The sequence below is a fragment of the Sphingobacterium micropteri genome, from assembly GCF_014692515.1.
GTDB classification, from domain to species: Bacteria; Bacteroidota; Bacteroidia; order Sphingobacteriales; family Sphingobacteriaceae; genus Sphingobacterium; species Sphingobacterium micropteri.
This window is the reverse complement of record NZ_JACOIK010000007.1, coordinates 280,265-304,176: the sequence shown is the minus strand read 5'-3', so window position 1 is coordinate 304,176 and position 23,912 is coordinate 280,265. Positions and strand designations below refer to the sequence as shown.

At 41.3% G+C, this 23,912-nt stretch carries 25 protein-coding genes; 8 read left to right on the top strand and 17 right to left on the bottom strand.

Annotation, left to right across the window (positions count from 1 at the left end; translation table 11 throughout):
* Positions 1-115 precede the first annotated feature (115 nt).
* From H8B06_RS11705 to H8B06_RS11680, 6 genes are read right to left on the bottom strand one after another with little or no spacing between them, the layout of a single operon-like run.
* Positions 116-550 (bottom strand): hypothetical protein, encoded by a 435-nt coding sequence (locus H8B06_RS11705; RefSeq protein WP_223857635.1) that lies wholly within the window; start codon positions 548-550, stop codon positions 116-118.
* Entirely contained in the window at positions 541-1,413 is an 873-nt protein-coding gene (locus H8B06_RS11700) for an LpxL/LpxP family acyltransferase (RefSeq protein ID WP_190994452.1), read from the bottom strand. Before H8B06_RS11700 ends, H8B06_RS11705 begins: the two co-directional genes overlap by 10 nt.
* Positions 1,414-1,426: 13 nt before the next feature.
* Complete coding sequence (locus H8B06_RS11695; protein WP_130142023.1) at positions 1,427-1,678, bottom strand: acyl carrier protein; 252 nt, start codon at positions 1,676-1,678, stop codon at positions 1,427-1,429.
* Positions 1,671-2,897 (bottom strand): beta-ketoacyl-[acyl-carrier-protein] synthase family protein, encoded by a 1,227-nt coding sequence (locus H8B06_RS11690; protein ID WP_190994451.1) that lies wholly within the window; start codon positions 2,895-2,897, stop codon positions 1,671-1,673. The genes H8B06_RS11695 and H8B06_RS11690 overlap by 8 nt, the downstream gene beginning before the upstream one ends.
* A gap of 9 nt (positions 2,898-2,906) precedes the next feature.
* On the bottom strand, positions 2,907-3,638 hold the full coding sequence (fabG, locus tag H8B06_RS11685; protein ID WP_190994450.1) for a 3-oxoacyl-ACP reductase FabG: 732 nt from the start codon (positions 3,636-3,638) through the stop codon (positions 2,907-2,909).
* Position 3,639: 1 nt separating this feature from the next.
* Positions 3,640-5,157 (bottom strand): HAL/PAL/TAL family ammonia-lyase, encoded by a 1,518-nt coding sequence (locus tag H8B06_RS11680; RefSeq protein ID WP_190994449.1) that lies wholly within the window; start codon positions 5,155-5,157, stop codon positions 3,640-3,642.
* A 138-nt stretch (positions 5,158-5,295) separates the two neighbouring features.
* Between H8B06_RS11680 and H8B06_RS11675 the strand changes: the two genes are divergently transcribed.
* Positions 5,296-6,531 (top strand): NAD(P)/FAD-dependent oxidoreductase, encoded by a 1,236-nt coding sequence (locus tag H8B06_RS11675; RefSeq protein ID WP_190994448.1) that lies wholly within the window; start codon positions 5,296-5,298, stop codon positions 6,529-6,531.
* Here H8B06_RS11675 and H8B06_RS11670 read toward each other — a convergent pair.
* The 3 genes from H8B06_RS11670 to H8B06_RS11660 are packed head-to-tail and all read right to left on the bottom strand — an operon-like array spanning position 6,528 to position 9,134.
* Positions 6,528-7,442, bottom strand: coding sequence for a hypothetical protein (locus tag H8B06_RS11670; protein ID WP_190994447.1), 915 nt, complete (start codon positions 7,440-7,442; stop codon positions 6,528-6,530). The two genes, H8B06_RS11675 and H8B06_RS11670, sit on opposite strands and share 4 nt — an antisense overlap.
* Before the next feature lie 14 nt (positions 7,443-7,456).
* Positions 7,457-8,182 (bottom strand): YebC/PmpR family DNA-binding transcriptional regulator, encoded by a 726-nt coding sequence (locus H8B06_RS11665; protein WP_190994446.1) that lies wholly within the window; start codon positions 8,180-8,182, stop codon positions 7,457-7,459.
* 4 nt (positions 8,183-8,186) lie between these two features.
* Positions 8,187-9,134, bottom strand: coding sequence for an NAD-dependent epimerase/dehydratase family protein (locus H8B06_RS11660; RefSeq protein WP_190994445.1), 948 nt, complete (start codon positions 9,132-9,134; stop codon positions 8,187-8,189).
* A 214-nt stretch (positions 9,135-9,348) separates the two neighbouring features.
* Here H8B06_RS11660 and H8B06_RS11655 point away from each other — a divergent pair, with 214 nt between their 5' ends.
* A complete protein-coding gene (locus H8B06_RS11655; protein WP_190994444.1) occupies positions 9,349-10,338 on the top strand; it encodes an aspartate-semialdehyde dehydrogenase in 990 nt (329 codons plus the stop codon).
* Positions 10,339-10,755: 417 nt separating this feature from the next.
* Positions 10,756-11,499 carry a DeoR/GlpR family DNA-binding transcription regulator gene (locus H8B06_RS11650; protein ID WP_130142032.1) on the top strand — a complete coding sequence of 248 codons (744 nt, stop codon included), beginning with the start codon at positions 10,756-10,758 and terminating at the stop codon, positions 11,497-11,499.
* 10 nt (positions 11,500-11,509) lie between these two features.
* Here the strand turns inward: H8B06_RS11650 and H8B06_RS11645 are convergent, their stop codons facing one another.
* Genes H8B06_RS11645 through H8B06_RS11630 form a run of 4 tightly spaced genes read right to left on the bottom strand, consistent with a single transcriptional unit; the run spans position 11,510 to position 16,148 of the window.
* The gene (locus H8B06_RS11645) at positions 11,510-12,613 is read right to left on the bottom strand and encodes a CapA family protein (RefSeq protein WP_190994443.1); all 1,104 of its coding nucleotides are present in this window, start codon (positions 12,611-12,613) and stop codon (positions 11,510-11,512) included.
* Positions 12,603-13,967: an asparagine synthetase B family protein gene (locus tag H8B06_RS11640; RefSeq protein WP_190994442.1), complete on the bottom strand. Its 1,365-nt coding sequence runs from the start codon at positions 13,965-13,967 to the stop codon at positions 12,603-12,605. The genes H8B06_RS11645 and H8B06_RS11640 overlap by 11 nt, the downstream gene beginning before the upstream one ends.
* Positions 13,967-15,421, bottom strand: coding sequence for a lipopolysaccharide biosynthesis protein (locus H8B06_RS11635; protein WP_190994441.1), 1,455 nt, complete (start codon positions 15,419-15,421; stop codon positions 13,967-13,969). Before H8B06_RS11635 ends, H8B06_RS11640 begins: the two co-directional genes overlap by 1 nt.
* A 46-nt stretch (positions 15,422-15,467) precedes the next feature.
* Positions 15,468-16,148, bottom strand: coding sequence for an FkbM family methyltransferase (locus H8B06_RS11630; RefSeq protein ID WP_190994440.1), 681 nt, complete (start codon positions 16,146-16,148; stop codon positions 15,468-15,470).
* Positions 16,149-16,296: 148 nt separating this feature from the next.
* Between H8B06_RS11630 and H8B06_RS11625 the strand changes: the two genes are divergently transcribed.
* The 5 genes from H8B06_RS11625 to H8B06_RS11605 all read left to right on the top strand — a co-directional run bounded on the left by H8B06_RS11625 (position 16,297) and on the right by H8B06_RS11605 (position 21,398).
* Entirely contained in the window at positions 16,297-17,205 is a 909-nt protein-coding gene (locus tag H8B06_RS11625) for a glycosyltransferase family protein (RefSeq protein WP_190994439.1), read from the top strand.
* 8 nt (positions 17,206-17,213) lie between these two features.
* Complete coding sequence (locus H8B06_RS11620; protein WP_190994438.1) at positions 17,214-17,972, top strand: glycosyltransferase family 2 protein; 759 nt, start codon at positions 17,214-17,216, stop codon at positions 17,970-17,972.
* Positions 17,953-18,189: a DUF3820 family protein gene (locus H8B06_RS11615; protein ID WP_190994437.1), complete on the top strand. Its 237-nt coding sequence runs from the start codon at positions 17,953-17,955 to the stop codon at positions 18,187-18,189. Before H8B06_RS11620 ends, H8B06_RS11615 begins: the two co-directional genes overlap by 20 nt.
* Before the next feature lie 72 nt (positions 18,190-18,261).
* Positions 18,262-19,248 carry an oxygen-dependent tRNA uridine(34) hydroxylase TrhO gene (gene trhO, locus H8B06_RS11610; protein WP_190994436.1) on the top strand — a complete coding sequence of 329 codons (987 nt, stop codon included), beginning with the start codon at positions 18,262-18,264 and terminating at the stop codon, positions 19,246-19,248.
* A gap of 29 nt (positions 19,249-19,277) precedes the next feature.
* A complete protein-coding gene (locus H8B06_RS11605; protein ID WP_190994435.1) occupies positions 19,278-21,398 on the top strand; it encodes an ATP-binding response regulator in 2,121 nt (706 codons plus the stop codon).
* A 14-nt stretch (positions 21,399-21,412) separates the two neighbouring features.
* Here the strand turns inward: H8B06_RS11605 and H8B06_RS11600 are convergent, their stop codons facing one another.
* Genes H8B06_RS11600 through H8B06_RS11585 form a run of 4 tightly spaced genes read right to left on the bottom strand, consistent with a single transcriptional unit; the run spans position 21,413 to position 23,808 of the window.
* Positions 21,413-22,177: an exodeoxyribonuclease III gene (locus H8B06_RS11600; RefSeq protein ID WP_130142042.1), complete on the bottom strand. Its 765-nt coding sequence runs from the start codon at positions 22,175-22,177 to the stop codon at positions 21,413-21,415.
* 48 nt (positions 22,178-22,225) lie between these two features.
* Positions 22,226-22,990 carry a peptidylprolyl isomerase gene (locus H8B06_RS11595; protein ID WP_190994434.1) on the bottom strand — a complete coding sequence of 255 codons (765 nt, stop codon included), beginning with the start codon at positions 22,988-22,990 and terminating at the stop codon, positions 22,226-22,228.
* Between the two features lie 9 nt (positions 22,991-22,999).
* Positions 23,000-23,350, bottom strand: a complete 351-nt coding sequence (locus tag H8B06_RS11590) for a hypothetical protein (RefSeq protein ID WP_190994433.1) — start codon at positions 23,348-23,350, stop codon at positions 23,000-23,002.
* 20 nt (positions 23,351-23,370) lie between these two features.
* Entirely contained in the window at positions 23,371-23,808 is a 438-nt protein-coding gene (locus tag H8B06_RS11585; RefSeq protein ID WP_190994432.1) for a low molecular weight protein-tyrosine-phosphatase, read from the bottom strand.
* Positions 23,809-23,912: the final 104 nt, after the last annotated feature.

The window sequence follows — 23,912 nt, the reverse complement described above, 5'->3', positions numbered from 1 at the left end:
ATACGCGACACAACCCGCTGTCAAGTAGGCATTTATCCTACACATTAACTTTTTTCATATTTTTTCAAATGAGGCAGGTGTCACTCCTGCCAAAATGACTACAAAAGCCGACATGCTATTTTGCAATCACCGTCTTGATGCGAGCGCGAGCGATGATCCTGTCTTCCAATTTTGTTTCGATCTCAACCAATGTAACGCCCATAAATTCTTGTAGAATTGTGATAGTAGAAAAAACGGTCTCTCCTATTACAGGTAGATCCTGAATTTCTACATTCTGCATAGAACCAATATAACCCATCGGTGCATCTTCCCCCTTCAAGAAATAACTATACCCGGTATGCAATGCAATGGATTGTGCCATATGTTCAAGTAAACCACTTTCTGCCAACATTGCTCCATTAACAAATATATTTCCTTCACGAACAACAAAAGTCGACACCAGTTCCTTATCGTCATAGCTTTCTAAACTAGACACCATAACAATCGGTGGGCGTTGTGGGATGAGTGATAATAGCTTTTCGCCCGAAATAGGTAAAGAGATCATTTCCAAAAATCAAAAAAGTTAAACCACTGTAGCGGATACTTCCGCAATATACTTTCCACACTGCTTGTGTACGCTGCCAGAAAAGATTGTGGATCACGCCGTTTTACATCGATTGCCTTACGTGCATAAAGATGATAGTGAAGTCCGGATTCGCGCATGACATATACAAAAATAACGGGAGCAGATAAGCGAGATGCAATACGAAAAGGCCCCGCCGGAAAATGGGCTTCTTCACCAAGCAGAGAAGCGGTGAGCGTTTTAGCACCATCAAAATACCGATCGCCGGTGAAGCAAATTAATTGGTTACTGGACAAGGCTTCGTTAATAGCAAAGACATGAGACATATCTTCTTGAATATGGATGAACTTAACACTCGGTTTTTCAGAAATACGTTCGATATATTCTTTAATGATTGTACGCTCTTGATCTGCTGTCACCAGGTTAATCTGAAGATCCAAATCAATATCAGCGAAAAATTTATCGGCAATTTCAAAGTTTCCCACATGTGCCGAAATGAGAACACCCCCGTTTTTATTTGCCAGAACTTCCTTTAACGTATCTATCCCGTCAAATTCATAGGTAAATCTGTCGCGTAGACCAGAAGAGATAGCCACCTTATCGATGATGGTTTGTCCAAATACAAAGTAGGTTTGATAAACTTTCCAAAATGCTTTCCAAGCCCCATAACCCTGCCGATGACGCAAATAATAATAAATAGCCCGGAAACTTTTGGGAGAGAAAAGAAAATAATAGAATGCTACAAAAACAAGCAATGAGTAGGCGGCTCGAACCCCTAATTTTTTTATTAAAAAGACAAATATCTTATAGCCAAGGAGTGTCCCTTTTGATTTTCCGTCCCATTGGCTCATATTACCCTCCGATTTAACTCCTTATCGTCATTTTTTGTTCTACGACGTTATAGAAATCCTGGAACGTAACTACTTCATCAAAATCCGCCTCAACGAGTTTAACGCCAAAATTAGATTCGATAATAACAACCAAATCTACATAGTCTAAACTATCCAGATCAAGAGATTCTTTTAAAGACGCTTCCGGACTGATAATCTCCTCATCTACTTCAAACTCTTCCACCAAGATTTCATTTATCTTTTGATATATACTCGCTTTATCCATCGTTAAATTTCTTGACCACCAACGCGGAATTGGTTCCACCAAATCCGAAAGAATTAGACAAATATATATCAAATTCTTGTTTTATGGTGTGGGAAACAAAATTTAATTCGCTGATATCATCATCCGGTTCCTCCAAATTAATATTTGGGGCGATGAACCCATGCTGCATCATCAAGGTAGAATATACGATCTCCGACGCGCCCGCCATCCAACACTCATGTCCTGTCATGGATTTTGTAGAACTAACATAGGGCCTATTCCCAAATACTTCTAAAATAGCCTTTGCTTCATTTGCATCACCAATTGGGGTTGATGTGGCATGTGCGTTTATATAGGCAATATCTTCAGCCCGTATATTGGCCTGTTCGAGTGCTCGTCGCATCGCTTTCGCAGGTCCTTCGATGTTAGGGGTTGATATATGCCCTCCATTGGAAGAAAAACCATAACCTATTATTTCTGCGATGACAGGTGCGCCCCTATTTACGGCCGATTCATAACTCTCCAATATGACTGTTGCTGCTCCACCACTAGGCACCAATCCCGTACGTCTTTTATCAAAAGGTCTTGATGCTTGTTGTGGGTGGCTAATATCCGTCGCAAAGACACCTAAACCATCAAAACTAGCCATAGCATAAGGGTTGATTTCCTGTGCTCCTCCACAAATAATCATATCCTGCAATCCTTGCTGGATAAACATATAACCTAGGCCAATAGCGTGCGAACCACTAGCACAAGCAGCACTAATCGTCATATTAATCCCAGACAATCCGAAAATTGTGGCCAAATTCATCGTAACGGTAGAATTCATCGATTTAAAGATTGCTCCAGAACCAATGAGCTGGGTATCTTTCTTTTCTCGTACGATATCTGTGGCCTCGATAACCGCTTTGGAAACACTGTCGTTTCCGAAAAGAATGCCTACCTCTCGCTTACCAAGATCTTCTTCTCGCAAATTCGCCTGATCTAACGCCTCCATTGTTGCCATATAAGCATACTCTGACTCCTCCCCCATACTGATACGTTGGCGCCTGCTGAGCACTCTCTTTAAATCCGGTGCAGGCACCACGCCCGTCAACGGAGATTGAAACCCAAAGGCTAATCGGGCTTCATCAATCACAATACCGGATTTACCCTCAAAAAGCGATTGCCTGACCTCTTCCAAATTCTTACCGATACAAGAATAGATACCCATTCCCGTAATGACTACACGTTTCCTCATCTTACAACCCTAAGCATAAATTCCACCATTTATATTGATAATTTCTCCCGTGATATAACCAGCTTTCTTGGAGGCCAGGAAACAGACTAGATCAGCCACCTCTTCTACTTCACCGAATCGGTTTACGGGAATAATCTTTCTCAATTCTTTTTCATCCATCCCTTCTGTCATGTCGGAACGGATAAAACCAGGAGCAACAGCATTGACGGTGATGTTTCTCTTTCCAATTTCTTGTGCCAATGCTTTTGTAGCACCTACAACACCAGCCTTCGCCGCCGAATAATTAACTTGTCCCGCAGTTCCTTTAACGCCCGATACCGAAACGATATTTATAATTCGACCATATCGTTGACGTAATAGTTTCTGAATAAAAAAATGTGTCACGTTGTAAAAGCCCTGCAAAGAAACGTCTAGCACAGAAGACCAATCTTCCGGAGACATCCACATAAACAGACCATCTCTCGCAATACCTGCATTGTTGACAATGACCTCCACGATTGCTTCAGGATGACGATCACTCCATCGTTGTAATGCTTGCTTTACATCGGTTATATCTCCAACATTAAACTTAATAATCTCACCTGTTGCACCCTCATCTTTCAATGCGGCTAATGTTTCTTTAGCGGCTTCTTCATTCCCCTGATAATTAATTAACACATGGTATCCCAATTCGACCGCTAACTTTTTACATATTGCCCGTCCGATACCCCTTGACCCACCTGTTACTACTGCACACTTCATATTAGTTCATTAAATATTCTTTAACCCGCTGAATGGCAGGATAAAGCGGGTTGTCATCCGAAAAGGCAGGGATAATCTCGCTAATCTCATCGTATACCGCTTTTGTTTTTGAAGATACTAAATTTTGATAATTTAAAATATCAATTGCTTGTCTCACAGCGATAATTTGCACAGCAAGCACTTCAAATGCATTCACGATCACACGATTCGCTATCACCGCAGCATTTGTTCCCATACTTACAATATCTTGATTATCGTTGTTATTCGGAATACTGTGCACATACATGGAAGTGGAAAGTGTTTGGTTTTCAGCGGTAGTAGAGGTAGCCGTAAATTGGGCACCCTGCATCCCAAAATTAAAACCAAGCTTACCCATATTCACGAACGGCGGTAGTAATCCATTGATTTTAGCATTCATAAGATAATTTAACTGTCGTTCCGATAGCATCGTCAATCGCGTAATAGCTAACTTCAGCTTATCCATTTCCAAGGAGATATAGTCGCCGTGAAAATTCCCCCCATGATACACATTTTGGTCTTCCACCGAAATAATCGGATTGTCACTTACAGAGTTTAGCTCATCCTCCAGGATTTTCCCTGCTTGCTCAATGGTCTCCAAAATCGGCCCTAAAATCTGTGGGACACAACGTAACGAATAATACTCTTGCACTTTATCTTTAAAAATGTCTTCCTGATTATTCCCCGAATATAAATCGTCTTCTCGCTTTTTTATCAATTGGCTATCCATCAGATGCTCCTGCATAAGAGCGGCAACCCGGTTTTGTCCAACATGTAACTTTACCGTATTCAAGCTCACAGAATAATGGTCGTCATGCGCCTTAACAATTTCATTCATCGCACAAGAAAGCCAAATCGACCAGTCCAGCAGTTTAGATGCATAGCAATAATTGACGATGCCAATGCCTGTCATTACAGATGTGCCGTTAATCAGCGATAGCCCTTCGCGTACGACCACCTCAATAGGCTTTAATCCCTCTTCTTCGAAAACGGCCATTGTAGGCCTACGTTCATTGTCATAGATCACCTCCCCTTCTCCAATTAACACCAGCGCCAAATGCGCGAGCTGCACCAAATCACCACTTGCTCCTACGCCACCATGTGCAAAAATGACGGGTATAATATTTCGATTAATTAATTCCTTGAGCAGTTCAATAACACTTGCGTGCACGCCAGATTTCCCTTTAGAGAGATTTGTCAAACGCGTCAGCATGGCTGCTTTTACATGAAGTAACGACAAAACATCACCCGTTCCCGCAGCATGACTACGGATCAAATTGTATTGCAACTGGTTCGTGTCTTCATTTTGTATACGATATTGTGCCATCGGCCCAAAGCCGGTATTCACACCATAGATTACCCTATTCGCAGCAAATTCTTTCAGGAAAGTATGGCTTTCTTCTACTACTCGGAGTACCTCCGGTTCTATATCAAGAGATTCACCTTTAAATATAATCTCATAAAACTGAGACAATGTTAATTTTTTATCTACCGAAATCATGTACGCCTATATTCTTCACTAATTTTTATTTACCATCAAAAAGCACAGATTTTACTGCTATTTTTGTCGGACAATATCGTATCGAGCCGTTTGCAAAAATACTATAATTTAATTTTAATTTACTTAATTCATCAAGCTATGCATGTCGAGGAAGTAGATATTTTAATTATCGGTGCGGGACCTTCGGGTTGTGTTGCCGCGGGTTATTTAGAACAACAAGATGTCCACATCAAAGTTATCGAAAAATCCAAATTTCCGCGTTTGGTTGTAGGCGAGAGTCTTATTCCACGCGTCATGGATCATTTCGACGAAGCGGGACTGTTGCCTGCGTTACAAGCGCAAAATTTTCAGGAAAAACCGGGGGCACGTTTTATTCGAAGGGACGTCATTAGCGACTTCGATTTTAGTGATAAATTTGGAGAGGGTTGGGATTGGACTTGGCAAGTTCCACGCGCCGATTTTGATTACGCCATGACAGAGGCATTGCAACAAAAACATGTGGACATCACTTTTGAGACCACTGTTACGGCGATTCAATTTGATGGCAAGGACTCTTTAACAACCATCCAAGATAAAACTGGGAACAGCTCACAAATAAGAGCCAAATTCGTCATCGATGCCAGCGGATACGGACGTGTCCTTCCGCGTTTACTGCATTTAGACAAACCATCACAGCTTAATCCACATTCCGCCATCTTTTCGCATGTTAAGGATATTAACCGTCCCGAAGGTATAGAAGGTACGCAAATTTCATTTGATGTACTGGATACCGAGGTCTGGCTATGGGTAATTCCTTTCTCCAATGGGGTGACAAGCTTGGGTATCGTTGCACACACGGATTTTATCGAGCAGTTGAAGGGAGACGACGGTACGGCAGAAGCCTTAAAAAGAGCGATTAAGCTGTCTGATTTTTATGTCAAACGTTTTGCGAATACAGACTTCGAATTCGAACCTATTCATCTTAAAAACTATTCTGCTGCTGTCTCCAAAATGTTTGGAAATGGGTTTGCATTAACGGGAAATAGTGCGGAATTTTTAGACCCTGTATTTTCTTCCGGTGTGTGCTTTGCAACAGAATCAGGCATTCTTTCTGCAAAACTAGCTCACCGTCAATTGCGGGGAGAGAAAATAGACTGGCAAGTCGAATATGCTGATTATATGCAACGCGGTATTAATGTCTTTACGACTTATGTGAAAGAATGGTATACGGGCAATCTACAAACGCTTTTCTTCCACCGTCCTGAAAATCCAGATGTCAAACGTAAGATATGTGCTGTGTTAGCGGGCTATGTCTGGAACGAAGAGAATCCGTTTGTCAAAAAACATGACAGGGTAATACGCACGTTGGCGTATATGTTAGAAAATAATCCTTAATCGTCTTCCCCTGTTTTAGGCGGTTGTGTTTTGGTTACGCCGGCCTTAAACCTCGGCTTGAAACCCGTTGGCTTGCTCGAAGGAGTTGCTGGCTCTACCGGTTTGATTTCTTCTTCCTCCTTCGGCTTTTCCGGTTCTGCAGCTTTGGTAGCACCCGCCTTAAACCTCGGCTTGAAACCTGCTGGCTTGCTCGAAGGAGTTGCTGGCTCTACCGGTTTGATTTCTTCTTCCTCCTTCGGCTTTTCCGGTTCTGCAGCTTTGGTAGCACCCGCCTTAAACCTCGGCTTGAAACCTACTGGCTTGCTCGAAGGAGCTCCTGGCTCTACCGGTTTGATTTCTTCTTCCTCCTTCGGCTTTTCCGGTTCTGCAGCTTTGGTAGCGCCCGCCTTAAACCTCGGCTTGAAACCTGCTGGCTTGCTCGAAGGAGCTACTGGCTCTACCGGTTTGATTTCTTCTTCCTCCTTCGGCTTTTCCGGTTCTGCAGCTTTGGTAGCGCCCGCCTTAAACCTCGGCTTGAAACCTGCTGGCTTGCTCGAAGGAGCTACTGGCTCTACCGGTTTGATTTCTTCTTCCTCCTTCGGCTTTTCCGGTTCTGCAGCTTTGGTAGCGCCCGCCTTAAACCTCGGCTTGAAACCTGCTGGCTTGCTCGAAGGAGCTACTGGTGTTGCCGGATCCGAAGAAAGCTCCTCTAATATCTCCGCAGAAACAGTTTGATCTCTAACCACCGTTTCCTCCTCAATCAACGTATACTGCTTTCGTAATTTATTAAACCAAAACTTCTTGGTATGGTCGAAACTTTTTTCGCCCATTTGAGTATAATGCTGCCTAAACTCATCATACAGCATCTGATTATCACCCTGCAATTGTGACAAGTCTATTTTCTTTTTGGCAAAAAATTCCTCAAATGTCATGCTATTCCACTCCTCTAATCCATATTATGATACACCGCCTGTACATCATCGTCTTCTTCAATCTTGTCGATTAATTTGAGGACATCGGCAGCTTGTTCTTCATTCAATGAAGTATGAGATAGGGCAATACGTTCTAATTTGGCAGATTTCACTTCAATTCCTTTTTCTTCTAAAAGGCTTTGCATATTTCCAAAATCCTCAAATGAAGTTTGGACGACGACAATATCCTTACCTTCTTCATCAGCTTCTACATATAATTCTTCCAATCCCCCATCGATAAGTTCCAGTTCCAATTCTTCCACATCAATATCTTCCGCAGCTTCAAAACGGAATACCGATTTCCGTTGAAAGATAAAGTCAAGTGATCCTGTTTTACCCAATGATCCACCTGATTTCGTAAAATAACTTCTGATGTTAGCTACCGTACGGTTGGTATTATCGGTTGCCGTTTCTATCAAAACCGGTACGCCATGTGGACCATATCCTTCATATACAAATTCTTCATATCCTTTCGCGTCCTTTTCAGAAGCTCTTTTAATCGCTGCTTCAACACGATCTTTCGGCATGTTAACTGCTTTCGCATTTTGAACAGCTGTACGCAAACGCGAGTTATTTTCGGGGTGTGGACCGCTCTCTTTTACCGCAATGGCTATTTCTTTTCCTAAGCGTGTAAACTGTACGGCCATTTTGGCCCAACGTTTAAATTTTCTTTCTTTTCTAAATTCAAAGGCTCTGCCCATTTTTCTATACGTTTGTTTTGAGGTTCGCAATCATGTCTTCTGTTATCGACGCTAAATCAAATTTTGGTTCCCAACTCCAATCCCGGCGTGCGTAGGTATCATCAATACTTGCCGGCCACGTGTCAGCAATTGCTTGACGAGGGTCGTCATCAACATAAGACATTTCAAAATTAGGAAGAATTTTTTTAATTTCTTTGGCAATCTCCGAAGGAGTGAACGATAATCCACCGAGATTATAGCTTGAACGGATGGAAATTTGTTCTATAGGTGCATCCATTAGTTCAATCGTTCCACGCACCGCATCCTCCATATAGAGCATTGGCAAAGCCGTGTTGGCGGAGAGGAAACAGGTATATTTACCATACTTTAACGCTTCGATAAAAATATCGACAGCATAGTCCGTTGTTCCTCCTCCAGGCGCAGTCTTCCAGGAGATAATACCCGGATAGCGAACGCTGCGGATGTCCAACTTATATTTATGATGATAGTATTCACAAAGTCTTTCGCCTGCTAGTTTACTGACGCCATATATACTAACAGGATCCATCACACAATATTGATCCGTGTTTTGTTTGGGAGAATGTGGACCAAAAACAGCAATAGAACTAGGCCAAAAAATCTTTTTAATATCCAATTCGACCGCCAAGTCCAACACATTTAATAGACCATTTATATTGAGGTCCCAAGCTTTTTGCGGATATTTCTCACCGGTTGCAGAAAGCATAGCTGCAAGCAGATAAAGTTGTGTAGGTTTATATTTTTCAAACAAATCCGTTAATGCAGGCTTGTCCAACACATTGATAATTTCAAAAATTTCGTCTTTTTTTAAGACCGTCGGCTCCCGAATGTCTGAAGTGATAACATTTTCTGTACCGAATTTACGACGAAGTGCTGTTGCTAACTCCGATCCAATTTGGCCATTCGAACCAATCATGAGTATACGCTCTTTCATTGAAACAAAGTTAGCGCATTTTTTAGGCAAAATTGGACAGCAATCGATTGCTTCGTTTATCCTTTTTTACCAGAATTATAAATCTGTAAATTTTCATGGAAAAACGTTGCGTTGTGTGCAATAAATTGCAAAATTTATTTTTATTTTCTTACTTTTGGTATCTTAATTTATTGTAAATTATTTAATATCATAAACAAATAAAACAAATTCAATTATGAAAGTTGCAGTAGTAGGCGCAACGGGCCTTGTAGGGTCAGAGATTTTGACCGTTTTATCGGAACGTAATTTCCCGGTAACAGAGTTGATTCCTGTAGCATCGGAACGGAGCAAGGGCAAGGAAATCGAGTTTAAGGGGAAGAAGTACAAGGTCGTTACACCAGCCGAAGCTATTGCACTCCGACCTGATGTAGCGTTATTTTCTGCAGGCGGTGGCACTTCAACAGAATATGCGCCACAGTTTGCCGAAGCAGGCATTACTGTAGTGGACAATTCGTCGGCATGGCGTATGGACCCAACCAAGAAGTTAATTGTTCCGGAGGTGAACGGTGATGTACTATCCGCAGCGGATAAGATCATTGCAAACCCAAATTGTTCGACTATCCAGATGGTAGTTGTACTCCAACCGCTACACGCAAAATATACCATTAAACGTGTTGTCGTATCCACCTATCAATCTGTCACTGGAACAGGTGTAAAAGCTGTTAATCAATTGATGGATGAGCGGGCGGGAAAAGATGGGGAAAAAGCATACCCTTATCAAATCGACTTAAACGTTATCCCTCATATCGATGTATTCCAAGACAATGGATATACAAAAGAGGAGATGAAAATGATTCAGGAAACGAATAAGATTATGGGTGATGACTCTATTCGTGTTACGGCCACAACGGTGCGTATTCCGGTTATGGGAGGACATTCAGAAGCAGTAAATATCGAATTCGAAAATGATTTCGACCTAGCTGAAGTTCGTCAGATACTAGCCGCACAAGAGGGTGTTATTGTGGTTGACGACCCTGCTAATCTCCAATATCCGATGCCAAAAGATGCACATGGTAAAGACGAGGTTTTAGTTGGCCGTATTCGTCGTGATGAGTCGCAAGACAAAACATTAAATCTTTGGGTTGTGGCAGATAACCTTAGAAAAGGAGCAGCAACCAATGCGGTGCAAATCGCTGAATTACTCCTTAAAAGAGGATTGATTTAGTCGCTCAAGCCGCGACTGGCTCATACTTTTTTTACCTCAAAAAAAGTATGCAAAAAAACTCGTCGCTTCAGATGTTTGAGATAGTGGATAGTACGAAGAATGAGTTTCTACATACCTCAAACATCTGGATGCGACAATTAAAGTTAAGGAAGGACCCATGCAATTGTATTGTTCCACCCTTAGCCCCTAAATGCCACATGTGAAATTTTGGATATGTAGAAATATCATTGATGCACTACCCCTTCATTCAAAACTATTCTCGATGCGGGAGAAGTGCGGGGTAGAGGGACGCATCAAATTTTAAAGTGGCGAGTTTTATGGACAAGTGTTTATTTTGATGTCCATGAGCTCCCCGCCAAATGGCGGGATCGGTTTTGCTTCTTTTTCACGGGGAAAAAGAAGATAAAAGTAGATATTATGCTAAAAGAAGAACGGCAAGCCTATATCATTCACCAGATAAACCTACACAACAAGGTATTATCGTCCGACTTAAGTGTACAATTGAACGTGTCCGAAGACACCATACGACGCGATTTAAACGAACTGGCCGAGAACGGACAGGTATTAAAAGTATACGGAGGTGCCTTATCCAAATCTTTTCAATTCCCTTTTCAGGAAGGGAATGTGTATGCGAAAGAATCAAAAAAAGAGATTGCCCACAAGGCTATTGGATTAATACAAAGTGGGATGACCGTATTAGTGGGTGGTGGAACAACCATGATTGAATTGGCACGATCAGTTCCGAACGATCTTCAATGTACATTCTTCACCATTAGTCCGCTCGTTGCACTGGAATTAGCAGAGAAGGACAACATTGATGTCATTCTTATCGGTGGGAAATTATCTCGGAACACAAACATTGTTTCGGGTGCACAGGTTATCAATGAGCTTTCTGACTTACGAGTAGATCTCTGTTTACTTGGAACAAACAGTTTGTCACTGGACGAAGGTATTACGGATTCGGATTGGGAAGTTGTGCAAATTAAACGCGCAATGATTAAATGTTCTAAAAACCTCGCCATCCTAAGTATTGCAGAAAAATTGAATTCTAATCAGAAAATGCGTGTCGCCCCTCTACGAGACGTCACCTATTTAGTTACGGATCTCGACCCCAAACATCCTAAATTAAGGGAGTTTGCGCACCAGATTGAGGTGAGATAAGGAGGGGAGGCTATTTTTGTCGATGAAGTCTTTCAATGGCACGTCGAACGATCCAAAGATTACTTTCGATAGCTAGATTGTGCCACATGATGTTATAATCTATTTTTCTATTGAAAATTAACCGCTTAACATGCTTCAATAACGAACGAAATGTATAACTAGATAATCCGTTGAAAGCTTTTGCATAATAATTGGAGTGATGTTTCTGCCATTCCTGTACAGCAACCTTGTTAATATATTCCAGGTACTCCGATTCATTGGACATCATCTCACTTCGTTTTTCCAATATTTCTTTCGATTCGTTTTGCGGTTTTAGTACAAGCTTTTGTCCACTCTTCTCCACTAAATGAAAATCAAACTCAGACAGCTGCCCATCCTTCACCTCTAATTGTAAGATAGCCCCTGTATTCCATATACTCGTGTTCGCAATACCATCAAAATAAAAGTTACCCAGACTATAAAAAATAGGCTTGCTTTTATAATATTCCACTCCCTGCACAATGTGTGGATGGTGTCCTATCACGATATCAGCACCGCAGTCTATCAATTCCCGATATCGATCTCGCCATTCGGGGATAGGCACATCGATCATTTCGACACCTGCATGCACCTGTACAATCAACATGTCGACTGTTGCCCGATATGCCGCTATATCCGAATTTACCCTTGGGTGATTTACCCAGGCATATCCTAATGTGCTCTTTCCGTCTAACGCTCCATAGCCGCTTTCGCCATAAGCCAAAAAGCCATAACGGATATTATCTATTGTTCTCACCAACAGTCGGTAGGCTTGCTCCTTATCTCCCGCTCCGATTGTCTCTTCTTTACCTAACGATGATATCGTATGAAACATGGCCTCTTCACCATAGTCAAAGATATGATTATTCGCCATCACAAATAAATTAAAATCCATCGTCTGGAGCAAACGTGCGGCATCGGGACGTTGGTTCAGCAATGGACCGGTTTTTTCAATAGCTTGCCCTTTACCGCGTAGAGGAGCCTCCACATTACAGGAGCGGATGACATTCTTCGCAAATATCTCTTGAAGTTCTGTAGATAAAACAGGCTCCGTTTCCAAAACAATATCGCCGACGAAAAGTAACTTATGATGCATTTCTTTTCAATAACATGATTTCTAAAGGTTTGATGGTTATATAAGCAAAATAAGCTTGTATCAAGCTATTTTTAAAACCCAATAGTTTTAGTCCTTCTTTGACTTTCGGGGTATGCATTAACATTTGGAAGACACGCTCTTTCCAATTTATACATGCTAATGTTGTATTAATCCACTCCAGATAAGCAGGGCGTATAATCTCTCTCAACAACGAAACATTTAAGGGTTCCAACCGGTGATGAAGAAGTGCGTAATAATTGAGCGAATTCTGATAGGTATATCGATGTTTTTCCTCTTCAAATAGCACGTTATATTTTTTAAAGAAGTCGCGTTGCCATTGTCTGTTTGCTCTTCTTTCTGGCGCGAGATTTAGCATCGCAAAAGCAATATCCTGTTCCAAAAAAGGAGAATAGCTGTCAAAGCCATAGTGAGGCGGTAAGGTTACCAAAAACTGCAACATCATCATCTTCGTACGCATCGTGGTTAGCAGTCGATATTCTGGTATCTTTAAAAATTCCTTTTGTTTTTCAAAAAAAGGTGCTACCAACTCATCCTTATAATCTGCCTCTACGGCCTGTTTTACATCTGCACTCATACCATGAGTATGTCCTAGTGTCCGATATGAAGCTATTGTTTTAACTTCGGGGACAGTAAATGCGCCAGCCCATGCATCACCTATAATACCACTGAGCAAATGTAGTTTTCTATGATTTTCAAGATCGGATATTTGCTTATAAAATTCAAGATGATAGGTGCCAGACGCTGCAATGGAGACACCGTATAACGCGTACCATTCGGCAATGTAATTATTAAACTCTCCAAGATCAATCCGTTGCCAATGTATTCCTAACCGCTCGGATAGTGCTTTTGCATATACAGTTTCACGCGAAAGATTTTGGTTAAAAGATGTTCCATACGTATAGGCGCGAATCCTGCGGCGATCCTTTAACAGAACATTCAACAACCGTGAATCAAAACCGCCACTAGTCGGAATCAGAATATCTTCTTGAAATGACGCAGCCCAATTATTTATCCGCTCTTCCATCATCCCTAAGACATCCTCTTCTCTTGAACGCTTTCCCAATTCGTCCACCATACGGTCTTCATATTCCGTTATCTGGACTTTACCGTCGACAACAGATAACATTTCGTTTGGCAAGAGATACCTTACATGTTTAACCGCTGTTCGCCCAAATACAGCATAACCATAATCCAGGTATGCGGCTAGTCCGTTTACGTCTATCTCTAAATTGCTGTAGTCGATAACATCTTCTATAGATGTACTAACGGCTCCTGTCTTTTCGTTATAAAAAACAGTTCCATACCCTACCCAATTTCCATGTATTGTTTCCATTATTTCTGCTTCGGTAATTTACGTTTTCCTATTTCCAGCAATTCCAGCCATACGACGTTGCGCGAAACATGACTTCCTGTAATATATACCAGCACAAATATAGTGCTTTGTACTAATAGCAGAACTAAATGCGGCACATCTACTATGCAATATGCTATTCCCCGAGCAGCCAGGAAAGCTGCTAAGCTTGTTAGAAAAGCAGGAAAGATATCCCCAAGCTGTTTCCAGAAACCATAACCGTACACTGTCCCGCTCACCATCGTATTCACAAAATAAAGCAACAGCCGTACAGCTAGCTGTCCATAGATAATATATAGAATGCCAAAACGATAAGTTGCCCACAGAACAAGTATCGCAATTGCAAATTTGGACAGTTCCAACCATAGGGTATAATTGGATTTCCCTTTGATATTCAGAAAATTAACATTTAGATCCGTTAACGAAATAAATATCCCCGCAAAGCACAACCATTGAAAATATGGTATGGAGTGATTCCATTTATCAGTCAAAAAAGTGACAAAAGCCGGTTGTGCAACAGCAATAGCACAGAAGCTCACCGGAAAGACGATGAAGGCTAAAGTCTGCATGGTCTTTCTACAAGCATTCAAAAACCGAGAATAGTCGTTTTGAATTGGAGCCAAGGTTGACAGTGTTGTTCCTTGAATAATAGAGGAAATTAGTAGATTAGGTGTCTCGCCCCACTTGTTTCCTTGATAATAGTAAGCCGTTTCCTCTGTGGTAAAATGCTTCCCGATAAAGGAATAATAAATCGAGGAGAAGGACTTACCCAATACGTTCCCGACCATAAAGGAAAGAGAGAATTGCAAATGCCGGCGCAAAGAGCTACCCGAAAAGAATAAGCTTATTCGCCAATTTCCCCATATCCACAACAGAGAGGTTCGAAAGATGGAATAAAACAACGGCTGCAACAAAACGGCCCATACCTCAAACCCCATCAGCGCCAAGGAAATAGATACTATTCCCATACATATTACCGAAAGGACATTGATTCGGGCTGTTTTTTTGAAATCAAAATTTCTCAACAACTTGACGTATTGCACAATACCGAACGAATGTACCACCAATTGCAGAAACAGCACTCGAGCATAGAAGGCTAAATTATCAATATTATTAAAGCGTTCGATAGCAGGCGCTAAAAAAAACAGTAGAAGATACACTACCGCACTCCCAACCAGATTGAAAACAAACATACTGGAGTAGTCTTTTTCATCTACATGGGTGGAACGCACGAGTGAGGTAGCCAACCCACTATCTACGATTGCAGTCGAGATTACGGTAAAAATCATCAAAACTGCTACTAACCCGAAATCTTCCACCGGAGATATACGAGCGATGATAATACCCACCACCGTTATCACCAATTGGTATCCAAATCGGTCGATAGCATTCCAAAACAATCCTTTAAGGGTATTTTGCTTGATATTCTCGCTCATGCAAAGACATTGAAGCTATAAAGTTAGCAAAGATTTCCGTTACACGTCACACCATGCTAAAAAACAATGTTCTTTTGGTCTTTGCGACCATGCGGTAACCTTGTTGTTTGAGGAAATCTATAACCGGTGTAGTTGGAACCATTCCGATTTCAAAAGCGTCTTCAACTAAGATGTAGCGAGGTCGATATTTATCCCAATTATTAGATTGCAATACAGCCAAATCAAATCCTTCTGCATCAATTGAAAAAAAATCGATTTCTGTGTTTTCTTTAAGGTATTCATCGAGAATAGCGTCTAATCTTCTAACAGGAACATCTATTGTGTTTACAATAGAATACCGTGTTCTATTATTCCGCTCTTCCGATATTCTTTTTGAGAAGCCATTCAAGGCTGGTTCATTAAAGCAGTAATATGTTAGTGTTCCGTTATTTTCAGCTATGCCGACATTGAGATTGATGTCTCGTTTTCGGAACCATCTAAACCACTTCATCGCTTGTGGGTTTGGCTCTATATTAATACCTCTCCACCCTCTTTTGTAAAAAGCCATGGTATTGGAAAATCGATAGGGATGATGGGCCCCCACATCTACGTAAAAGCCTTTATATTTCTTCCTTCCCTCATAGAAACCTAATAGAACGGCGTCCTCTCCTTCCTGCGAATAGGATCGAACACTTAAAAATTTGTCAAAGGGTATATATTTTAAAATAATCTTTTTTAAAGAAAACATCCTTGCAGTCACCTTAATAAACCAACAAATTAATATTATTTTTTCCAACTCCAAAAAAAAGTATCACATGTATGCCTTCTACGGTATCCGTATACATTAAATAAATATTAGCACGGTTTTTGAATCATTCTTTGTTCCTTTGTAATGCATGCAAACACCGGCTCCTATCATATTATTTGTATACAACCGTCCTAAGCACACTAGACGGACGCTTGTGGCGTTGGAAAAGAATCTATTGGCCAAGGATTCCCTGTTATATATTATCTCGGATGCCGCGAAAAATGCGGATGCCGTAGAAAATGTCAATCAGGTTCGTGCTATTATCCGCGAACCTTGGGATTTTAAGCATATAACGATTATGGAACGTCAAAAAAATTGGGGGCTTGCCGAAAATGTAATTGATGGCGTTACCAAAATCATGGAGGAGCATGGCAAAGCTATCATACTGGAAGATGATTTGGAGACCGCACCCTATGCGCTGACCTATTTCAATGATGCACTACACTGTTACGAGCATGACGAACGGGTTATGGAGATCAGTGGCTATATGTATCCAGTAGAAAATCCAAAACGCTTGCCCAAAACGTTCTTTTTTAGGGTTGCAAATAGTTGGGGTTGGGCCACATGGAAAAGAGCGTGGAGCCAATTTAATCCCGACATCGATGCGTTAACAAAACATTTCAAGCGGAAAGATATAAGACGTTTTAGTATCGAAGGGAACGAGAATTTTTGGAAACAGGTTAAGGCGTATAAAGCGGGAAAGATTAACTCCTGGGCTATCCGGTGGTATCTTTCTGTCTTCAATCAGGATGGTTTAGTCCTCTACCCTCGACATTCTATGGTACAGAATATCGGAACAGACGGTTCGGGAACCCACTCGGATATAGACGATGTCTACCATGTAGAACTGGCGACCCAAAAGGTAAAGTATTTTCCGCGTGAAATCAGGGAGAACGAAAAGGCTTATGAGGCTATTAAACATTTTTATGCACATCGAAAAGGAAATATAGCCGAACGCTTAATCCGGTTTTTAATTAAAAAATTTAGGAGAAAATGACACGACAAATGAATAAACTTTTACCGAAAGTTTCTATTATCACTGTTGTCTACAATGATGTCCATGGCATTGAACACACGATCCGGTCGGTCATGAAACAAACCTATGTCGAATTGGAATATATTATTATAGACGGCCTCTCTACCGACGGCACCCTTGCTGTGATAGACCGATACAGAGAAGAGGTATCTATTGTCATTTCGGAAAAGGACCAGGGTATTTATGACGCCATGAATAAGGGACTTTCTGTCGCCACTGGTGAGTACGTCCTGTTTCTCAATTCCGGGGATGAATTATATGAAGACATGACGCTGGAAAAAGTCTTTTCATCTGCAGAAAATGCAGACATTTATTACGGCGAAACGAAATTGATAGACGCAGAACGCAACATTATCGGTGATCGCCGTCATAAAACACCAAAACATTTTGACTGGAAGTCGTTTCGCTATGGCATGAATATCTGTCATCAAGCCATTTACGTAAAACGAAGTATTGCCGCGCCTTATGATTTACAATACGAGCTCAGTGCGGATATCGATTGGGTCATCCGCGCTGCAAAAAAGGCTAATAAAATAGTGAACGTTAACCAATACGTGGCTAAATATCTGGTGGGAGGAACAACTCAAAAACGCCACCGACAAAGCTTGAAAGAACGTTATGCAATCTTTAAAAAGTACTATGGTACGTTCGCCAACGTGGTTAATCATGGCGTTATTGCCGCCCGTCTTATTTTATACCGATTAAAACATGGCAAAACAAGAGAATAACGTATTCAACCCCGAAATATTAGTAGAACTTGCGAATACCAAAATGCCTTTTGGCAAATACCAGGGTTGGTTACTATGTAATCTGCCCGAACCCTATCTGAACTGGTTTCATCAAAAAGGATTTCCAAAAGGTAAACTCGGTATGCAATTGGCAACCCTTTATGAAATAAAGCTGAATGGTTTGGAGTACTTACTCAAACCACTTATAAAGAAATAAGAAAGTTTTCTTTATTTTTGCAATTAAATTATTTTTTAACATTAAACGCCGTTTGCAGCGGTATCAATGAATATGGCAAAATATCAAACACTACTGTACTATTGCTACAGTCCAATCGAAAATGCAGAACAATTTGCTGCAGAACATCTCGAATTTTGTAAATCACTTGGTCTTGTAGGTCGCATCATCGTAGCCGACGAAGGACTAAACGGCACGGTTTCGGGAACACCAGAGGCTTGTAAAGCCTATATGGATGCAGCCCATGCCGACGAGCGATTCCGCAAAACAGATTTTAAGGTAGATGATGTGGATGAACCCTCTTTTATTAAGATGCATTGTCGGTACAAACCCGAAATCGTCCATTCCGGTTTACGTAATCCGGCAATAATCGATCCTAACAAGGAGACAGGAAAACACCTGGATCCGAAAGATTTCCTGGAGATGAAGGACCAGGAAGATGTCGTGATTTTGGACGTACGCTCCAATTACGAACATGCTGTAGGTCGGTTTAAAAATGCCGTAACATTAGACATAGAGAACTTTCGCGAATTTCCCGAAAAGATAAAAGAACTGGAACAATATAAAGACAAAAAGATACTAACCTACTGTACCGGCGGGATTAAATGTGAAAAAGCTTCTGCGCTATTGCTAAAAGAAGGATTTCAAGATGTTTATCAACTGCATGGTGGTATCATTAAATACGGTAAGGAAGTCGACGGTAAAGATTTCGAAGGGCAGTGTTACGTTTTTGACAATCGCGTTACGGTAGACGTCAACACCGTTAATCCCTCTGTCGTATCTACATGCAGAAATTGCGGAAAGGTGACTTCGAAGATGATTAATTGTGCCAACCCCGAATGCAACGAGCATTTCACACAATGTGATGCGTGTGGTTGGGAAATGGATGGCTGCTGTTCGGTGGTATGTATGGAGCATCCTCGTAAACGGCCTTATGACGGCACAGGATATTATGTAAAAGTACCTCAACCGGTCAATGTAGAAAAAATCAGCAAAAGAAAACATAAAAACCGTCCGGCGGGACAGCATGCTAAAGTTTAACGGTTAAACTACCACTAAATACAGTAGCCGTGCCAAAAAGTAAGAAAACATTTTTACTGCGAAAAGTACTTATCGGTGCAATTATTACCATTTTTGCATACATAAGTATTGTCTTTATTTACCAGTATATAGCCTACCAAAAAGTCAAAGAACGGCTTGACGCAGCTTATTCATTTGGGTTAAAGCAGTCTTCTACATTATACCAACTATTTTCGGTTTATGGCGAAGCCGATAATCTTTTTAGACAATATACGGTAGATTTCGATCAAGAGACCTACAACGAATATCGGGCGAAACTTGATACGATTAAATTATATCTTGACACGTTGTCCAACATTCCCACCGGGAACAGTTCTTTACAACACAGCAATGCTGATATACAAAAAAGAGACCTTCTGGCCGGGGAATTCGCAGAACTTAAAAAGATCGTTAATGATCTCGTTTTTATGGCACAGGATTCCCTGTCAGCATTAACCCAAAGCCAAAAGGTTATGCCGCCGAGGCATGTTTCGACAGACGCTGTTATGCGTAAAATTCTTAACGATACCGCCCTTAACAAGATTAACGTAGATACCGCGGTACGCAAAAAGCAAAGTCTATTCAATCGTGTTTTTAATGCGAAGGATGATACCTTGCTAAATTCTGCTATTACCCAGCAATTTAATGCCCATCAAATTGATGTACTGCAACGCAACGTCGAGAACCTGATTGTACAGAACCAAACAAGCTATAACCGAGGTCTGCGTACATTACAGCAAAATTTCGCTGTAATGCGGCAAAAAGAGCGTAATCTGATACAAGCAAATTATCTGCTGCTAAACAATCTACGTACAGGCGTAGAGAAAATACAAGAATTAGAGCGTGTCTCGATACGGGAGGCGGAGGCTAGAGACTTGGAACACTATCAAGAAAATATAAATCAACTTCGCGGACAGCTTATCATCTCCCTATCTGTTATGTTGCTCATGATTCTGTTTATTCTTTACTACCAATCCAAAGCTACCACCTACGAAAAGAAACTGGAAAAAGAAAAGGATTATGCCGCAAAAGTTGCGGAAGAAAAGACGAGCGTTTTAGCCAACATAAGCCACGAAGTACGGTCACCTATTAATTCACTCCTAGGGATTATCGATATCTTGCGGAAGAACGGCAGCAAGGATACTATTCAGCCCGAATACCTGGATTCTGCAGCGCATGAAATCTCTGTCATAAATAGTACGGTGAATGACATCTTAAACCTTAGCAAGCTAGAGGTAGGAGCATTAGAAGTAAAAAATGAATACTTCCCGCCTTACCGGCTATTATTGGACATTATAAGCTTGCACACCTATCAAGCACGAAAGAAGAACCTATCGTTAACGCAGCAAATAGATATTGATCCCAAATTGGAAATTTACAGCAGCGCTTTCCGCATAAAACAGATCGTCTCTAACTTGATTAGCAATGCGATAAAGTATACACCAAAAGGCGAAGTCGGCGTAAAAGCATATACAAAAAAAGTAAACAACCAAGATACACTCTTCGTAGAAGTGAAGGATACGGGCTTAGGCATCGCACCAGAGCACCAATCTCAAATTTTCCGTCAATATTACATGACGGACAACAGGAGTAAAACGAAGGGCTTTGGTCTTGGACTTTATATTTCCAAATTACTATCGGAGCAACTTCAGGGTGATATTACCCTAAACAGCACAGTGGGAAAAGGTTCGACCTTTATCCTGTCTGCACCTATTAATCAAAAACGCTTGGAAAGCAATGCGTCCAACGCTTATACGTTGGCCGACCTCCCAAAAGACGTACAGCTCGTGCTAGTAGATGACAACCGGATCAATATTCTCTATTTAAAACATTATTTCAAAGACTTTCCAAACGTATATACGTTTGAAAAAGCGCAGGATGCGTTGACATTCCTACAACAGCACCCCGTAGACGCCGTTATCACAGATATCTCGATGCCAGAGATCGACGGTTGGGATGTGTTGCGAGAAATCCGGAATAATCCGGAAAAAGAGGACGTTAAAGTATTTGCGTTCACCGCCGACACGATGCACCTGGAAGGTGAGATGAAGAAAAGTCAAACGTATGTCTTCGACTGTATCTTAAGCAAACCATTGGATGAGCATCAGCTCGTTTCTTGTATTATCGGGTAAAACTATTTATTGTTTTATCGAAGTTCCAACAACACCGGACAGTGATCGGAATGCACAGCAGAAGGCATAATCTCTGCCCTAACTATGCTGTCTGCCAACGAGGTAGAAACCATATTATAGTCAATCCGCCAGCCGAGATTTCTCGCTCGTGCCCCTGCACGATAGCTCCACCAAGTATAATGATGCGGTTGGGGGTTTAAATGCCGAAAGGAGTCTACATATCCGGAATTGATAAAATTTTCCATCCATTCACGTTCCGCTGGCAAGAATCCAGAGCTATTTGCATTGGACTTTGGATTATGAATATCAATGGCACGATGGCATATATTATAATCACCCGAAATCACTAGTTTTGGCTTTTCCTGCAAGAGCTTATCACTATATATCTGAAAATCATCTAAGAAACGGTATTTGAAGTCCTGTCGTATATCACCCGTTGTTCCAGAAGGGAAATATACACTCATCACGGATACATCGTCAAAATCAGCACGAATGGTACGCCCTTCAAAGTCATAATCTTCATGCCCACAACCATATTCCACATGCTTAGGTGTAATCCGCGTAAAAATAGCCGTACCACTATATCCTTTCTTTTGCGCCGGGTACCAATAGTGTTCATATCCCATCTGTTCCAATAAGAGAATTTCTGGAATTTGGTCTTGCGTAGCTTTAATTTCCTGCAAGCAAACGACGTCTGCATTCACTATTTTCATCCAGCCCAACCAATCTTTTTTAAGAGCAGCGCGCAAGCCGTTTACGTTATAGGTTATGATCTTCATTTTTTTAATTGTTAAGAAGTTAAAGAGTTAAGAGGTTAACTTCATCCCTCAATAATACCGCGGGTGGAAAAGATCAAAAAACTTAGTCAAAAAGCCGGTCTTGGGAGAGAGTCCTTCCATTTCCCGTTCAAGATTTAAAGCCTCTCTTCTAGTCAGTAACTTCATCGACATCCGCACATCCTCCAATGGACGATCTCGTTCATCTGTTTCTACAACCGCAATCTTATCGATGGTTTCTACGCCTTGCAATAGTTCTCCAAACACGGTATAATTTCCATCTAGGTGCGGTGCTCCTCCAATCGTCGAATACAGTTCTCTTTGCTGTGCAGTCAGCTTCTTTCCTTTCAATCGAAACTCTTCTAAAGAATCTAATGCCGCAGATGAGAACACGCGTCCCTGTACCAAATAAAACTGAGAAGCCGAGGACTGCTTTGCCGGGTTATCATCTCGTGCAGCACCGATTGTTCCTTTTTTATGCATAAGGCCTTCCTGAATCTCTGCTGGAATCTTGTAATCGGATCCGCCATCCCCAAGCGACTGCTTCTGTGCGGCATAACGTGAGTTAGGATCGCCACCCTGCACCATAAAGTTCTGGATAACCCGATGAAACATCAAATCTTCATAGTAACCCTCTTTAACCAATTTAACGAAATTATCCCGATGTTTGGGTGTTTCGTTATACAGCTTCAATAAACACGCACCTTTATCGGTTGTTATCGATACATAATGATATTGCGGTATTTTCGCCCACGCCCCTGTAACCAGAAACATGCCCAACATAAGCATGCCTATCTCCTTAAAATATTTCTTCATAACTACAAATTACGATAAGGTATAGGTATCCTCAAAATAATCAATAATCAACGATTTTAGAATCATCTCTTGTTCTAACAACGTATAGTTGGGAATGGCCTTTACTAAATCCCAATGCGGCCACCCTTCTTCATCCAATCCTTTCAGTTCGTAGAAGCCCATAGCGCTAAACAAACGACAAGTAGCAATATGCATAAGCTCTTCTTTTTGCCGTTTGGAAAACTGCTGTGGCCCTTTTCCCAGCTCTTGAACACCGATGAGAAACAGCATAACCTTAATATCGGGAAGTTCCATATCGAAATCACTTGCAATAACGCGCTGTAGTTCAGTCCATTTTTTATTAATCTCCGATGCTTTCATATCTTAGCAAAAGTAGGGAATTATTTACGCAGTTCACGAATAAGTTCGCGACAGCGTTTCTCAATCATATGGTACACAGGCTCAAACTGATTTTCATCGAAATAGGGATCTGGCACGATATCTTTCAACAAAAACATACGTACTTTGGCCCTGTCTTCATCACATTCGGCCAGTGCTGTAACGTCTCGAAAGTTGTTATTGTCCATCACATAGATGTGATCATAGCGTTCAAAAAAATCTCGTTGGAACCATTGGGCTCGTTGTTGCGTTATATCCACCCCATATTTCTTAGCCACCGCTATGGAACGCTTGTCTGGTTGATGTCCCACATGCCAATCGCCCGTCCCCGCGGAATCTATTTCCCAGTCTAACCCCTCCTGTTCTACTAAATGCTGCATTACGCCATGTGCCAGTGGCGATCGACAGATATTACCTAAACAAACCATCAAAATCTTCATGCTTCTAAAATAACGCTATTCTTTTGAATACAAAAAGGTAATCCAGAAAGTTGATACCTATATGATAAAAAACGCGTCATCTACTTTTTCAGCAGATGACGCGT

Bases quoted from the DNA above. Each gene is read 5' to 3' on its own strand.
- H8B06_RS11700 (WP_190994452.1), bottom strand. From the start codon at position 1,413: ATGAGCCAATGGGACGGAAAATCAAAAGGGACACTCCTTGGCTATAAG.
- H8B06_RS11695 (WP_130142023.1), bottom strand. From the start codon at position 1,678: ATGGATAAAGCGAGTATATATCAAAAGATAAATGAAATCTTGGTGGAA.
- H8B06_RS11690 (WP_190994451.1), bottom strand. From the start codon at position 2,897: ATGAGGAAACGTGTAGTCATTACGGGAATGGGTATCTATTCTTGTATC.
- fabG (WP_190994450.1), bottom strand. From the start codon at position 3,638: ATGAAGTGTGCAGTAGTAACAGGTGGGTCAAGGGGTATCGGACGGGCA.
- H8B06_RS11680 (WP_190994449.1), bottom strand. From the start codon at position 5,157: ATGATTTCGGTAGATAAAAAATTAACATTGTCTCAGTTTTATGAGATT.
- H8B06_RS11675 (WP_190994448.1), top strand. From the start codon at position 5,296: ATGCATGTCGAGGAAGTAGATATTTTAATTATCGGTGCGGGACCTTCG.
- H8B06_RS11670 (WP_190994447.1), bottom strand. From the start codon at position 7,442: ATGACATTTGAGGAATTTTTTGCCAAAAAGAAAATAGACTTGTCACAA.
- H8B06_RS11665 (WP_190994446.1), bottom strand. From the start codon at position 8,182: ATGGGCAGAGCCTTTGAATTTAGAAAAGAAAGAAAATTTAAACGTTGG.
- H8B06_RS11660 (WP_190994445.1), bottom strand. From the start codon at position 9,134: ATGAAAGAGCGTATACTCATGATTGGTTCGAATGGCCAAATTGGATCG.
- H8B06_RS11655 (WP_190994444.1), top strand. From the start codon at position 9,349: ATGAAAGTTGCAGTAGTAGGCGCAACGGGCCTTGTAGGGTCAGAGATT.
- H8B06_RS11650 (WP_130142032.1), top strand. From the start codon at position 10,756: ATGCTAAAAGAAGAACGGCAAGCCTATATCATTCACCAGATAAACCTA.
- H8B06_RS11645 (WP_190994443.1), bottom strand. From the start codon at position 12,613: ATGCATCATAAGTTACTTTTCGTCGGCGATATTGTTTTGGAAACGGAG.
- H8B06_RS11640 (WP_190994442.1), bottom strand. From the start codon at position 13,967: ATGGAAACAATACATGGAAATTGGGTAGGGTATGGAACTGTTTTTTAT.
- H8B06_RS11635 (WP_190994441.1), bottom strand. From the start codon at position 15,421: ATGAGCGAGAATATCAAGCAAAATACCCTTAAAGGATTGTTTTGGAAT.
- H8B06_RS11630 (WP_190994440.1), bottom strand. From the start codon at position 16,148: ATGTTTTCTTTAAAAAAGATTATTTTAAAATATATACCCTTTGACAAA.
- H8B06_RS11625 (WP_190994439.1), top strand. From the start codon at position 16,297: ATGCAAACACCGGCTCCTATCATATTATTTGTATACAACCGTCCTAAG.
- H8B06_RS11620 (WP_190994438.1), top strand. From the start codon at position 17,214: ATGAATAAACTTTTACCGAAAGTTTCTATTATCACTGTTGTCTACAAT.
- H8B06_RS11615 (WP_190994437.1), top strand. From the start codon at position 17,953: ATGGCAAAACAAGAGAATAACGTATTCAACCCCGAAATATTAGTAGAA.
- trhO (WP_190994436.1), top strand. From the start codon at position 18,262: ATGGCAAAATATCAAACACTACTGTACTATTGCTACAGTCCAATCGAA.
- H8B06_RS11600 (WP_130142042.1), bottom strand. From the start codon at position 22,177: ATGAAGATCATAACCTATAACGTAAACGGCTTGCGCGCTGCTCTTAAA.
- H8B06_RS11595 (WP_190994434.1), bottom strand. From the start codon at position 22,990: ATGAAGAAATATTTTAAGGAGATAGGCATGCTTATGTTGGGCATGTTT.
- H8B06_RS11590 (WP_190994433.1), bottom strand. From the start codon at position 23,350: ATGAAAGCATCGGAGATTAATAAAAAATGGACTGAACTACAGCGCGTT.
- H8B06_RS11585 (WP_190994432.1), bottom strand. From the start codon at position 23,808: ATGAAGATTTTGATGGTTTGTTTAGGTAATATCTGTCGATCGCCACTG.